Source organism: Nocardioides scoriae, from assembly GCF_900104965.1.
GTDB classification, from domain to species: domain Bacteria; phylum Actinomycetota; class Actinomycetes; order Propionibacteriales; family Nocardioidaceae; genus Marmoricola; species Marmoricola scoriae.
Genome location: NZ_LT629757.1, coordinates 3139214 through 3151764 on the forward strand (window position 1 = coordinate 3139214; position 12551 = coordinate 3151764).

Annotated in this window: 11 protein-coding genes; 7 read left to right on the top strand and 4 right to left on the bottom strand. The window is 74.1% G+C overall.

Going from position 1 to position 12551, the window contains the following annotated elements; genetic code table 11:
• The first annotated feature begins 4 nt into the window (after nucleotides 1-4).
• A complete protein-coding gene (locus BLU55_RS14915) occupies nucleotides 5-1000 on the top strand; it encodes a glycine betaine ABC transporter substrate-binding protein (protein WP_172833922.1) in 996 nt (331 codons plus the stop codon).
• Nucleotides 1001-1126: 126 nt separating this feature from the next.
• Here the strand turns inward: BLU55_RS14915 and BLU55_RS14920 are convergent, their stop codons facing one another.
• Both BLU55_RS14920 and BLU55_RS14925 read right to left on the bottom strand, forming a co-directional pair.
• The gene (locus tag BLU55_RS14920; protein ID WP_091731252.1) at nucleotides 1127-3142 is read right to left on the bottom strand and encodes an NADPH-dependent 2,4-dienoyl-CoA reductase; all 2016 of its coding nucleotides are present in this window, start codon (nucleotides 3140-3142) and stop codon (nucleotides 1127-1129) included.
• Complete coding sequence (locus tag BLU55_RS14925) at nucleotides 3139-3756, bottom strand: PadR family transcriptional regulator (RefSeq protein WP_091733999.1); 618 nt, start codon at nucleotides 3754-3756, stop codon at nucleotides 3139-3141. The genes BLU55_RS14920 and BLU55_RS14925 overlap by 4 nt, the downstream gene beginning before the upstream one ends.
• 149 nt (nucleotides 3757-3905) lie before the next feature.
• On the opposite strand from BLU55_RS14925, the gene BLU55_RS14930 reads away from it, so the two are divergent.
• The 5 genes from BLU55_RS14930 (at nucleotide 3906) to BLU55_RS14950 (ending at nucleotide 8508) form a co-directional block, all read left to right on the top strand.
• The gene (locus BLU55_RS14930) at nucleotides 3906-4781 is read left to right on the top strand and encodes an ABC transporter substrate-binding protein (RefSeq protein ID WP_091731255.1); all 876 of its coding nucleotides are present in this window, start codon (nucleotides 3906-3908) and stop codon (nucleotides 4779-4781) included.
• Nucleotides 4778-5647: an amino acid ABC transporter permease gene (locus BLU55_RS14935; protein WP_091731257.1), complete on the top strand. Its 870-nt coding sequence runs from the start codon at nucleotides 4778-4780 to the stop codon at nucleotides 5645-5647. The genes BLU55_RS14930 and BLU55_RS14935 overlap by 4 nt, the downstream gene beginning before the upstream one ends.
• Nucleotides 5644-6402 carry an amino acid ABC transporter ATP-binding protein gene (locus BLU55_RS14940; protein ID WP_231916897.1) on the top strand — a complete coding sequence of 253 codons (759 nt, stop codon included), beginning with the start codon at nucleotides 5644-5646 and terminating at the stop codon, nucleotides 6400-6402. The genes BLU55_RS14935 and BLU55_RS14940 overlap by 4 nt, the downstream gene beginning before the upstream one ends.
• 157 nt (nucleotides 6403-6559) lie before the next feature.
• Nucleotides 6560-7729: a CaiB/BaiF CoA transferase family protein gene (locus tag BLU55_RS14945; RefSeq protein ID WP_091734003.1), complete on the top strand. Its 1170-nt coding sequence runs from the start codon at nucleotides 6560-6562 to the stop codon at nucleotides 7727-7729.
• On the top strand, nucleotides 7726-8508 hold the full coding sequence (locus BLU55_RS14950; RefSeq protein WP_091731260.1) for a pentapeptide repeat-containing protein: 783 nt from the start codon (nucleotides 7726-7728) through the stop codon (nucleotides 8506-8508). The genes BLU55_RS14945 and BLU55_RS14950 overlap by 4 nt, the downstream gene beginning before the upstream one ends.
• Nucleotides 8509-8523: 15 nt before the next feature.
• On the opposite strand, the gene BLU55_RS14955 is transcribed toward BLU55_RS14950, so the two are convergent.
• A complete protein-coding gene (locus BLU55_RS14955) occupies nucleotides 8524-10065 on the bottom strand; it encodes an FAD-dependent oxidoreductase (RefSeq protein WP_197681005.1) in 1542 nt (513 codons plus the stop codon).
• Nucleotides 10066-10134: 69 nt separating this feature from the next.
• Between BLU55_RS14955 and aroE the strand changes: the two genes are divergently transcribed.
• Entirely contained in the window at nucleotides 10135-11022 is an 888-nt protein-coding gene (gene aroE / locus BLU55_RS14960) for a shikimate dehydrogenase (RefSeq protein WP_197681006.1), read from the top strand.
• A 38-nt stretch (nucleotides 11023-11060) separates the two neighbouring features.
• Here the strand turns inward: aroE and BLU55_RS14965 are convergent, their stop codons facing one another.
• A complete protein-coding gene (locus BLU55_RS14965; RefSeq protein WP_157682896.1) occupies nucleotides 11061-12491 on the bottom strand; it encodes a serine hydrolase domain-containing protein in 1431 nt (476 codons plus the stop codon).
• Between the last annotated feature and the right edge of the window lie 60 nt (nucleotides 12492-12551).

Below are 12551 nucleotides of genomic sequence, written 5' to 3' on the forward strand. Positions count from 1 at the left end.
CGCCGTGCGCCGTCCCACCCGTCCCACCCTGTTCGCCGGGCTGCTGCTGTCCGCCTCGGCGCTGCTCGCGGGCTGCAGCCTGCCCACCGCCGGCGGTTTCGTGCCCACCGGCCGGCTCACCGGCGAGCTGGCCGAGGTGAAGCCCCTCGACGGCGCCACCATCGCGGTCGGCTCGAAGAACTTCTCCGAGAGCGTGCTGCTCGGCAAGATGGCGATCATCCTGATGCAGTCCAGCGGCGCCACCGTCACCGACCTGACCAACATCCCCGGGTCCGCCGCCGCCCGCCAGGCCCAGCTCGACGACCAGATCCAGGCGCAGTGGGAGTACACCGGCACCGGCTGGATCGTCTACCTCGGCGAGACCAAGGCGATCCCGAACGAGGAGAAGCAGTACGTCGCCGTCCGCGACGCCGACCTGAAGCAGAACGACCTGGTCTGGCTGCCCCCGGCGCCCATGAACAACACCTACGGCTTCGCCATCACCGAGAAGACGGCCGCGAAGCTCAAGATCACCAAGCTCTCGCAGATCAAGGACATCCCCGTCGAGGAGCGCACCTTCTGCGTGGAGTCCGAGCTGCTCAACCGCCCCGACGGCCTCAAGGGGATGATGCAGAAGTACGACATCCCGCTCGGCACGGCCGACGGCGTGCCGACCGACAACCTCAAGACCTTCCAGACCGGCGCGATCTACGACGCCACCGCCAAGGGCGCCTGCAACTTCGGCGAGGTCTTCACCACCGACGGCCGCATCGTGGCCCTCAAGCTCAAGGTCCTCGAGGACGACCGCAACTTCTTCCCGAAGTACAACGTCTCGCTCGTGCTCAACGAGGCGACCGCGAAGAAGTACCCCCAGATCGCCGACCTGATCGCGCCCGTCGCGGCCAAGCTGACCGACGACGTCCTGCTGCAGCTCAACGCCGCCATCGACGTCGACGGCCGCGAGCCCGCCGACGTCGCCTACGAGTGGCTCAAGAAGGAAGGCTTCGTCGAGGACCAGTAGGCCGCCCGCGGACCGTGCGGTGCGGACGAAACGGGTGGGGCGGACGGGGGAAACTGCCCGGCGGTGACCGCTTCGTCCGGTTCGGCGGGCAGTTTCCCCGGTCGACCGGGGAAACTGCCCCTCCGCTCACCGCGACGCCGCGAGCTCCACCCCCTGGGCGATGGCGCGCTTGGCGTCGAGCTCGGCGGCGAGGTCGGCACCGCCGATGAGGTGGGCGGTGACGCCGGCGGCGACGAGCTCGTCGTAGAGGCCGCGCACCGACTCCTGGCCGGCGCACACGACGACGTCGTCGACCTCGAGGAGCCGGGGGGTGCCGTCGACCGTGACGTGCAGGCCCCGCTCGTCGATCCGGTCGTACGTCGCGCCGCTGACCTGCTCGACGCCCGACTGCTTGAGCACGGCGCGGTGGGCCCAGCCCGACGTCTTGCCGAGGTGGATCCCGATCGGGGTGCTCTTGCGCTGCACGAGGTAGACCTGACGGGCGGCCTCGCGGGGCTTCTTCTCGGTGAGCCCGCCGCGGTGCAGGTCGGGGTCGCCGACGCCCCAGTGCGCGAGCCAGTCCTCGAGGTCCTCCTCGACGTGGGTCAGCCAGACCGAGACGTCGACGCCGATCCCGCCGGCGCCGATGACGGCCACCCGCTCGCCGGGGACCTTCGCGCCGGAGAGCACGTCGGCGTACGACAGCGCGCGCTCGATGCCCGGGATGGTCGGGATGCGGGGCTCGACGCCGGTCGCGACGACCACCTCGTCGTACGCCTCCAGGTCGGCGGGGGTGGCCCGGACGCCCAGGCGCACCTCGACGCCGAGCACGTCGAGTCGGCGGGTGAAGTAGCGCAGCGTCTCGGCGAACTCCTCCTTGCCGGGGACCGCCATCGCCAGCCGGAACTGGCCGCCGATCTCGGGCGCCTGCTCGAAGAGCGTCACGGCGAACCCGCGCTCGGCGTACGACGCGGCCGCGCTCAGCCCCGCCGGACCGGCGCCGACGACCGCGGCGGTGGGTCGGCGGGGTGCGGCCGACGGCAGCGGCAGCAGCACCAGCTCGGTCTCGCGGCAGGCCCGCGGGTTGACCAGGCAGCTCGCCCTCTGGTTCGCGAAGGCGTGGTCCAGGCAGGCCTGGTTGCAGGCGATGCAGGTGTTGATCTCGTCGGCTCGGCCGGCGGCGGCCTTGGCGACGAAGTCGGGGTCGGCGAGCAGCGGGCGTGCCATCGAGACCAGGTCGGCGGTGCCGTCGGCGACCAGCTGCTCGGCGAGCTCGGGGGTGTTGATCCGGTTGGACGCGCAGACCGGGATGGTCATCTCCTCGCGCAGCCGCCGGGTCGTCCAGGCCCAGGCGCCGCGGGGGACCTGGGTGATGATCGTCGGCACCCGGGCCTCGTGCCAGCCGATCCCGGTGTTGATGACGCTGGCGCCGGCGTGCTCGAGCAGCAGCGCCAGCTCGACGGTCTCCTCCCAGGTCTGGCCGTCCTCGACGAGGTCGAGCAGCGAGAGCCGGTAGACGATCGGGAAGCCCTCGCCGACCCGCTCGCGGGTGCGGCGCACGACCTCGACGGCGAAGCGCATCCGACGGGTGGCCGACCCGCCCCACTGGTCCTCGCGCTGGTTGGTGCGCGCGGCGAGGAACTGGTTGATGAGGTAGCCCTCGGAGCCCATCACCTCGACGGCGTCGTAGCCCGCCTTCTGCGCCAGCGCCGCGGCGTCCGCGAACGACGTCGCCGCCCGGTCGACCTGGCGGGTGGTCATCGCGCTGGGCCGGAACGGCGTGATCGGCGACTTGATCGCGCTCGCCGACTGGCTGAACGGCGTGTAGCCGTAGCGCCCCGCGTGCAGCAGCTGCAGCGCGATCGCGCCCTGCTCCTCGTGCACCGCGTCGGTCACCTGGCGGTGCCGCGCGGCGTCGAGCCGGGACGTCATCTCCCCGGCCAGCGGCTTGAGCCAGCCCCGCTTGGAGACCGCGAACCCACCGGTCACGATCAGGCCGACACCGCCCGCGGCCCGCTCGCGGAAGTACGCCGCCAGCTTGGGCAGGTCCCAGGTGTGGTCCTCGAGCCCGGTGTGCATCGAGCCCATCACCACCCGGTTGCGCAGCGTCAGGTCGCCGACCTGCACCGGGGCCAGCAGGTGGGGGAAGGGGGAGTCGGTCATGGCGTCCCTGCTCTCTGGTGTCGGTCGCTGCGGGTGGTGCCGGCGTCGGTCGGGTCGGGCTCCCACGCCTGGAGGTACTCGCCGAGCCACTCCACCCAGAACCGCTCCTGCCGGATGCCGCCGCGCAGCACCAGCCAGACGTCGAGGGCGTGCTCGTGGTCGGCCCCCTGCGCAGGACCCCGCTCGCGCCCGGGGCCGGGCGGATCGGGGAACTGCTCGCGCTCGAGCTGCTCGTAGTGGGCCAGCCGGGCCTGGTGCTCCAGCCGCAGGCCACGGAGGTGGTCGAGCAGCGCCGCGCGGTCGGCGTACGACGCCCCGCGCATCTTCACCGCGACCTCCGAGCGGAGCGAGACCGCGTCGGTCGGGGTGGCGATCCAGCGGGCGAGCTCCTCGCGGCCGGTGGCGGTGACGCTCCAGCGGCGCTCGGTGCTCCGGGAGTCGCCGACCTCGCCGCGGACCCAGCCGTCGACCTCCATGCGGCGCAGCACGCGGTAGATCTGCTGGTGGGTGGCCTGCCAGAAGAACCCGATCGAGCGGTCGAAGCGCCGGGCCAGCTCGATGCCGCTGCCCGGCCGCTCGCGCAGCGAGACCAGCAGGGCGTGCTCGAGGGACATGCCCAGGATCATCCGGGTCGACCGGCCGTTGTGCAACGCGTTGCACGAGTGGGCTGGATCACACGAGGCGCCCGGCCCCGGCCTGGACCGGTCGTCTCACGGCGCCGTGGCGGTGCGGTCGTCCCGGGGTGCGGACCTACGATCTCGACATGCGAAAGACCCGTGCCGCGCTGCTGCTCTCCCCGCTCCTGCTGACCGCCCTGGCCTGCGCCCCGCAGGACGACAGCGGCTCCTCGAGCGCCTCCTCGGGCAGCTCGTCGAGCGCCTCGGCCGGCAGCTGCGCCACCGGCGACCTGGCGCTCAAGCAGGCCGGGCAGCTGACCATCGCGACCGACACCCCGGCGTACGACCCGTGGTTCGCCGACAACGACCCGACCAACGGCAAGGGCTTCGAGTCGGCCGTGGCGTACGCCGTCGCGCAGCAGCTCGGCTTCGACCGCGACCAGGTCACCTGGGTCAAGCAGCCGTTCAACTCCTCCTACGCGCCCGGCGCCAAGAAGTGGGACTTCGACATCAACCAGGTCTCGATCACGCCCGAGCGGCAGCGGGTCGTGGACTTCTCGACGGGCTACTACTCCGCCGCGCAGGCCGTCGTGGCGCTCGACGACAGCAAGCTGACGCCCGGCTCGATGGCCGACCTCAAGGGGCTGAAGCTCGGCGCCCAGACCGGCACCACCAGCCTGACCGCGATCCGCGACGTCATCGAGCCCGACCAGGCGCCGCTGGTGTTCAACAACACCAACACCGCCAAGCAGGCGCTGCTCAACGGGCAGGTCGACGCCATCGTGACCGACCTGCCGACCGCGTTCTACGTGACGGCGGCCGAGATCGAGGGCTCCGAGATCATCGGCCAGTTCCAGCCCGTGAGCGGCGAGACCGAGGAGTTCGGCCTGCTCCTGGAGAAGGGCTCGGAGCTAACGCCCTGCGTCGACGAGGCCCTCACCGCGCTGGAGGACGACGGCACCCTGGCCGGGCTGGAGCAGAAGTGGCTCTCGACCTCGGTCGACGTGCCCGTCCTGAAGTGAGCCGGACGGCCGGCTCCGCCGCGGTCGAGCCCTGGACGCCCAGCGACCGCGAGCTCGAGCGGCGTCGGGTCCGCCGGCGCGACCGGCAGCGCCGCGGCCTGGTCGCCACGGCCGTCACCGTCGCGGTCGTGCTGGTCGCGGGCTGGGCGATCACGGGCTCGGCCGGCTGGCCGCGGGTGCAGGAGACCTTCTTCTCCGGCTACCACGCCCGCGAGTCGCTGCCGGCGATCGCGCGCGGCTTCCTGGTCAACGTGGCGATGTTCATGGTCGCCGAGCCCCTGATCCTGCTGCTCGGCACCAGCGTCGCCGTGGTGCGCTCGACCACATCGCCCTGGCTGACCCCGCTGCGCGGCCTCGCGGTGCTCTACACCGACCTGCTGCGGGGGGTGCCGACCCTGCTCGTGGTCGTGCTGCTCGCCCTCGGCGTGCCGGCGCTGCGGCTGACCGGCATCACCACCAGCCTGTTCTGGCTCACGCTGGTCGCGCTGGTGCTGTCGTACGGCGCCTACGTCGCCGAGGTGGTCCGCTCGGGCATCGAGTCGATCCACCCCTCCCAGCTGGCCTCCGCCCAGGCGCTGGCGCTCTCGCGCGGCCAGACGATGCGGTTCGTGGTGCTCCCGCAGGCGCTGCGGCGCGTCGTACCGCCCCTGATGAACGACTTCGTCTCGCTCCAGAAGGACACCGCCCTGGTCTCGGCGGTGGGCGTGACGGAGGCGCTGTTCGCGGCGCAGGACTACGGCAACTACAACTTCAACTACACGCCGCTGCTCGTCGCGGCGGCGTTCTTCGTGGCGCTGACGATTCCGCTGGCGCGGTTCACCGACTGGCTCGGCCGGCGCGCCGCACGACGGGAGCGGGGCCGGTGAGCGCGCCCACCGACGGCCGGGTGCCGGTGCTCTCCGCCCGCGGCCTGCGCAAGACGTACGCCGACCGCGTGGTCCTCGACGGCATCGACCTCGACGTCCACGCCCACGACGTGGTCTGCCTGATCGGCGCCTCGGGATCGGGCAAGTCGACCCTGCTGCGCTGCCTCGACCTGCTCGAGGAGATCGACGACGGCGTCATCGAGCTCGACGGTCGCGAGGTCTCCGACCCGCGTGTCGACCCCCGCGAGGTGCGCCGAGAGATCGGGATGGTCTTCCAGGCCTACAACCTGTTCCCCCACCTGAGCGTGCTGGCCAACTGCACCCTGGCCCCCACCCGCGTCCACGGGGTCGGGAGCGACGAGGCGCAGGCCAGGGCGGTGCGGCTGCTCGAGCGCTTCGGCCTCGGCGACAAGGCCCAGGCCCACCCCGACCAGCTCTCCGGCGGCCAGCAGCAGCGGGTCGCCCTCGTCCGGGCCCTGTGCACCGAGCCGCGCGTGCTGCTCCTCGACGAGATCACCGCGGCCCTCGACCCGGAGCTGGTCGGCGAGGTGCTGGCCGTCGTGCGTGCCGAGGCCGAGGCGGGCATGACCATGGTGCTCGCCACCCACGAGATGGCCTTCGCCCGCGAGGTCGCCACCCGGGTCTGCTTCCTCGACCGCGGCCGGATCCTCGAGCAGGGCCCGCCCGACCAGGTCCTCTCCGCCCCCCGCGAGCCCCGCACCCGCGAGTTCCTCCGCCGCGTCCTCCCGACCTAGGCCGGGGGCTGGTCGGCGCATGCAACGCTCCGTTCATGTCAGTGAGTGCCCGCCAGGACGGGTGTACGCCGCATGTAACGGAGCGTTGCATGACCTCGCCGCCGCCGAGCGCTCCGCCCCTCCCCACCGTGACAGTGGTTCTGTCATGATCGCGGCCATGACGCAGGAGCAGCCGAGGATCGAGCTGGGGCAGGGCACGGGGCCGTTGCGCGGGGTCAAGGTGGTCGAGCTCGCGGGGATCGGGCCGGGGCCGCACGCGTGCATGATCCTGGCCGACCTGGGGGCCGACGTGATCCGGGTGGAGCGACCGGGCGGCCAGCCGCTCACCGGCGGTCCCACCGACCTGCTCAACCGGGGCCGGCCCAGCGTCGCGCTCGACCTCAAGCAGCCGCGGGCCGTGGCCACCGTGCTGGACCTCGTCGCCGACGCCGACCTGCTGGTCGAGGGCCTGCGGCCGGGCACCACCGAGCGGCTCGGCCTCGGGCCCGAGGAGTGCCTCGCGCGCAACCCGCGGCTGGTCTACGGCCGGATGACCGGCTGGGGCCAGACCGGCCCGCTGGCGCGCTCGGCCGGGCACGACATGAACTACGTCGCGCTCACCGGGGCGCTGTTCGGGATGGGCCAGGACAAGGCCCGGCCGCACTTCCCGGCCAACCTGGTCGGCGACTTCGGGGGCGGCTCGACGTACCTCGTCATCGGCCTGCTCGCCGCCCTCCTCGAGTCGCGGCTCAGCGGCCGGGGCCAGGTCGTCGACGCGGCGATCGTCGACGGCACCGCACACCTCAACGCCATGACCTCGGCGTTCGCCGCCGGCGGCCAGCTGCGCGAGGAGCGCGGCGCCAACCTGCTCGACGGCGGGATGCCGTTCTACGACCTCTACGAGACCTCCGACGGCCGCCACATGTCGGTCGGCCCCCTGGAGCCGCAGTTCTACGCCGTCCTCGTCGAGCTGCTGGGTCTCCAGGACGCGCCCGACCGCTACGACCTGGCCCGCTCCGAGGAGCTGCGCGCCCGGATCGCGGCGGTCTTCGCGACCCGCACCCAGGCGGAGTGGACCCAGGTCTTCGACGGCACCGACGCCTGCGTGGCGCCCGTGCTGCCGCTGAGCGAGGCGCCCGACCACCCGCACGTGGCGGCGCGCGAGGTGTTCGTCGACCACGAGGGCGTGCGGCAGCCGGCTCCGGCCCCCCGCTTCAGCCGTACGCCGGCCAGCCTGTCGCTCCCGCCCGCACCCACGGCCGGTGCCCACACCCGCGCCGCGCTGGCCGCCTGGGGGATCGCGGGCGTCGACGGGCTCCTCGAGGACGGGGTGGCGGTCCAGACGTGAGCCCGTCCCGCGCGGACCTGGTCGCCGACTGCTCCCGCTGCGTCGGCCTGTGCTGCGTGGTCCCGGCCTTCGCCCCGTCCGCCGACTTCGCGCTCGACAAGCCGGCGGGCGTGCCGTGCCCGCACCTCGGCCTCCACCCGGCCGAGCACTTCGGCTGCACCATCCACACCGAGCTGCCCGAGCGCGGGTTCGCCGGATGCACGGTCTACGACTGCTTCGGCGCCGGCCAGCGGGTGGCGCAGGCCCCGTCGTACGCCGGCCACGACTGGCGCGACCCGGACGTGCGACCGGCGATGTTCGCCGACTTCGAGGTGGTCGAGCGGCTCCACGAGCTGCAGTGGTACCTCCTCGAGGCCGTCGAGCGCTGCCCCGACCCGGCCCTGGTCGACGAGGCGGAGGGGCTGCTCGAGCAGGTCGAGCGGGCCGCCGCGTCGCCGCGCGACGTCGAGGTGGTGCGCCTGCAGCTGCGCGCCGACCCGCTGCTGGGCGAGGTCAGCGACGCGGTCCGGGAGCCGGCCGGGGTCGACCTGCGCGGCCACGACCTCGCCGGCCAGGACCTGCGCGGGCACGACCTGGTCGCCGCGACCCTGCGGGGCGCGGTGCTGCTGGGGGCCGACCTGCGCGGCGTCGACCTCACCGGGACCGACCTGCTGGGCGCCGACCTGCGCGGGGCCGACCTGCGGGGGGCCGACGCGTCCGGCGCGCTGTTCTGGACCCGGCTGCAGCTGCGCGCCGCCCGCACCGACACGACGACCCGGCTGCCGGACCTCCCGGCCTGACCGCCCGGCGGCAGGTCAGCCGGCGAGCGTGGACTCGGCGACGACGCGGAGCGCCTGCGCGGCGATGGTGAGGGCGGGGTTCATCGCGGCCGAGGACGGGAAGAAGCCGCCGTCGACGACCCACAGGTTGGCGAGGTCGTGGCTGCGGCACCACGGGTCGAGGACGCTGGTGGCGGGGTCGTGGCCGGCCACGACCGTGCCGCACATGTGGCTGTTCATGCTGATGTCGAAGTGCTGGGTGGCCACCACGTCGTAGCCCGCCCGGCGCATCAGCTTCTTCGCGCGTCGGTGCAGCAGGGCGTGCTGCTCGGTGTTGCGGGCCCGGCGGGTGCAGCGCAGGGTGCCGTCGGCCTCCAGGGTGATCCGGTTGTCCGCGTCGGGCAGGTCCTCGCCCATGACCAGCCACTCCACCGAGCGGGCGGCGACCGCGTCGAGCACGCGGCGGGGGACCCGGGTGGCGTGGCTCTTCATCATCGAGCCCTGCACCTTGCCGAGCAGCTGCAGGCTGCCGAGGGGGTGGCCCGCACCGCCGTCGTCGTACCAGTCGTTGACGCCCAGCGTCTTCTGGAACACCACGTCGTTGCGGCGGTCGAGGTCGACGGCGGCGATGTGGGCGTTGTTGTGCATCATGAAGCGGCGCCCGACCTGGTCGCTGGAGTTGGCCAGCCCGTGGGGGTGCGGACCGTCGGCCGAGGCCAGCAGCAGCGCCGCCGAGGCCACCGCACCGCCCGACAGCACGAACCGCTCGCCCCGCACCGTCACCGGGCCCTCGGGGCCGTCGGCCAGCAGGTGGGTGACGCGGCCGCCCGCGGCGTCGGTGACCACGCGGCGCACGAGCGTGCCCGTCGCCAGCCGGACGTGTCCGGTGGCGAGGGCGGGGTCGAGCGCGCAGGTCTCGGCGTCGCTCTTGGCGTCGACCCGGCACGGGAACCCGTCGCAGGTCGCGCAGCGCACGCAGGCGCCGCCCTCGCGCAGGTCGATGCCCATCGCCGTGCTGGAGGGGTGGACGCCGGCCTCCCGCAGCCGGTCGGCGAGGTCCGCGACGTAGGGCTCGTGGGGCACGGCCGGGAACGGGAAGTCGGTGCTGCGCCGGGGGGCGGTCGGGTCACCGTCGGCCAGGCCGTGCACGCGGTAGAGCTGCTCGGCCTGCCCGTAGTAGGGCTCGAGGTCGTCGTAGGAGAACGGCCAGGCCGGCGAGCGGCCGCCGAGGTGCTCCACCTCGCCGAAGTCGGACTCCCGGAAGCGCGGCAGGCTGGCGCCGTAGACCTTGGTGTTGCCGCCCACGACGTGGTGCACGCCGGGCACGAAGGCCCGCCCGTCGCGGTCGAGCCAGGTCTCGGTCGGCTTGTAGCGGCGCTCGAGGAAGACCGCCTCGGGCGACCAGTTCTGCGGCTCGCGGGGCAGTCGCTCGCCCCGCTCGAGGACCAGCACGTCCACCCCGCGCTGCGCCAGCGCCCAGGCGGTGGTGGCGCCGCCCATGCCGCTGCCGACGACGACCACCTCGGCGTGCAGCTCGGCCTGCGGCTGGGCGTGCGGCTGGGCGTGCGGCTCGGCCACGGGCGCTCCTGGTGGTCGGGGGGAGGGGCTGAGAGGGTGGGAGGCCGAGTAGACCACGGAGGACCGACAGTGAGCGTCGAACCGCCCCGCACCCCCGCACCGCCCGCCGACGAGCGCGGCTTCCTGTCCCTGCTGACCGGGTCGTTCGCGACGCCGGCGGCCGAGAACCCGACGGTGGCGATGGTGGAGGCGGCGTACGCCCACCACGGGCTCGACGCGCGCTACCTCAACTGCGACGTCGCTCCCGGCTCGCTGGCCGACGCGGTGCGCGGCGCGGTGGCCATGGGCTGGGTCGGCTTCAACTGCTCGCTGCCGCACAAGCAGGCCGTGATCGGGCTGCTCGACGAGCTCACGGACGCCGCGCGGCTGATCGGCGCGGTCAACTGCGTCGTGCGCGACGGCGACCGGCTCGTCGGGGAGAACACCGACGGCAAGGGCTTCGTCGAGTCGCTGCGCACCGTCGTCGACCCGGCGGGTGCCTCGGTCCTGGTCGTCGGCGCGGGCGGTGCCGGCCGGGCCGTGGCCGTCGAGACCGCGCTCGCGGGAGCGGCCCGGGTCACGGTGCTCAACCGCTCGGGCGAGCGCGGCCGCGAGGTGGCGGCGCTGGTCGACGGGTCGACCCCGGCCGAGGGCGTGTCGCTGCCCTGGGAGGGCCGGGTGGCCGTGCCCGCCGGCACCGACATCGTGGTGCAGGCGACCTCGGTCGGCCTGTTCCCCGGCACCGAGGACGTCGTCGACCTCGACCTGGACTCGCTCGACGCGTCGGTCGTGGTGGCCGACGTGGTGCCCAACCCGCCCCGCACGCGGCTGCTGCGCGAGGCCGAGCAGCGGGGCTGCCGCACCCTCGACGGCCTCGGGATGCTCGTCGAGCAGGGCGCCGTGGCGATCCGGCTGTGGACCGGGGTCGACCCCGACCGCGCGGTCATGCGCCAGGCGCTCACCGACATCTTCGGCTGAGGTCGCGGGCCGATCCGCTGGAGGTCGGGAGCCGCGGGTCAGGCGGGGCGGACGGCCAGCGCCCAGGGGTCGGCGCCCGAGAGCGGCAGCCGACGCCAGGCGAGGTCGGCCGAGCCGGTGCGCCGGTCGACCTCGACGCTGAAGGAGTGCGGGGTCTCGACGACGAGCACCCGGGTGCGGTGGACGTGCTCGTCGACCCAGCCGCCGCTGGCGACCAGGGGCAGGCGGGCGCGGTCGCCGGTCCAGGTCGAGGAGGCCCAGGTGCCGTCGCTGACGGCCACCTCGTGCCACTCGCCGTCGCGGCGCAGCGCGAGCCGGGTGCCGTCGGCGTCGACCCGGACCTCGTCGTACGCCGGCGCGACGTCGCCGCCGCGCCGCTGCACCACCACGTCACCCTCCGGCAGCGTGGCGCCCGCACCGGCGCGCAGGGGCGGCACCTCCACGGCCGCCAGCCGGGCCGCGAGCGCGCGGTCCGACGACCCGTCCGAGGAGGCGCCGGGGCCGCCGAGCGCGGGCACGACGTGGGCCCACAGGGCATCGAGGGTGGCCTGCATGACGTCGTTCTCGGAGGTGATCGCGACCACGGCGTCCTGCTCGGGCAGCACCACGAGGAACTGGCCGAAGGCGCCGTCGCCGCGGCAGCCGTGCCGCTGCGCCCAGAAGGAGAAGCCGTAGCCCCGCCGCCAGTCGGGGCCGGCCGACTCCTCGCGGTTGCGGGGACCGACCGGGCGCAGCGCCTCCTCGACGTACGCCGCGTCGAGCAGCCGCACGCCGTCGCGCACGCCGCCGTCGAGCAGGAGCTGGGCGAGGGAGGCGATGGTGCCGGTCGTCAGGTGGGCGCCGCTGAACCCGATCTCGTGGCCGAGCGGGTCGCGGTGCCACGGCGGGGTGGGCAGCCCGAGCGGCCCCAGCACCCGGTCGGCCAGCAGCTCGGACAGGCCCCGACCGGTGACGTGGTGCACCACCCGGGCCAGCAGGTAGGTCGCCACCTGGTCGTAGGTGAACGTCGTGCCCGGCTCGTGGTCGAGTGCGACCGCGAGCACGCGGGGCAGCCAGTCCTCGCCGACCGGGGAGGCGGCGCCACGGCTCCCGACCCGGTCCCACGCGTCGACGTCGTGGCCCACCGTCATCGACAGGCAGTGCCGCACCCGGACCCGCTCCCACCCGGGTGCCACCGATCCGGCCGGCTGCCGGGGCAGCCGCTCCAGCACGAGGTCGTCGAGGCCGAGCACGCGGTCGCCCACGAGCACCCCGACCGCCGTCGCGGTCAGCGTCTTGGACAGCGAGTAGGCGAGGTGGACCCGGTCGGCGGCGTACGGCGCCCAGTGGGCCTCCGCGACCACGTGACCGTGCCGGGCCACGACCAGGCCGTGCAGGCCGAGCTCCTCGCGCTCGGCCGCGTCGAGGAAGGCCAGCAGGCCGGCGGCGTCGACGCCCTGGTCGCGGGGCGTGCTGCGGGGGAGGGTCACGCCCCCGAACCTAGACGCCGGCACCGACGTGCCCCGCCCCCACGTGACCTGGCCCACAGG

Bases quoted from the DNA above. Each gene is read 5' to 3' on its own strand.
- BLU55_RS14945 (WP_091734003.1), top strand. From the start codon at position 6,560: ATGACGCAGGAGCAGCCGAGGATCGAGCTGGGGCAGGGCACGGGGCCG.
- BLU55_RS14920 (WP_091731252.1), bottom strand. From the start codon at position 3,142: ATGACCGACTCCCCCTTCCCCCACCTGCTGGCCCCGGTGCAGGTCGGC.
- BLU55_RS14925 (WP_091733999.1), bottom strand. From the start codon at position 3,756: ATGTCCCTCGAGCACGCCCTGCTGGTCTCGCTGCGCGAGCGGCCGGGC.
- BLU55_RS14930 (WP_091731255.1), top strand. From the start codon at position 3,906: ATGCGAAAGACCCGTGCCGCGCTGCTGCTCTCCCCGCTCCTGCTGACC.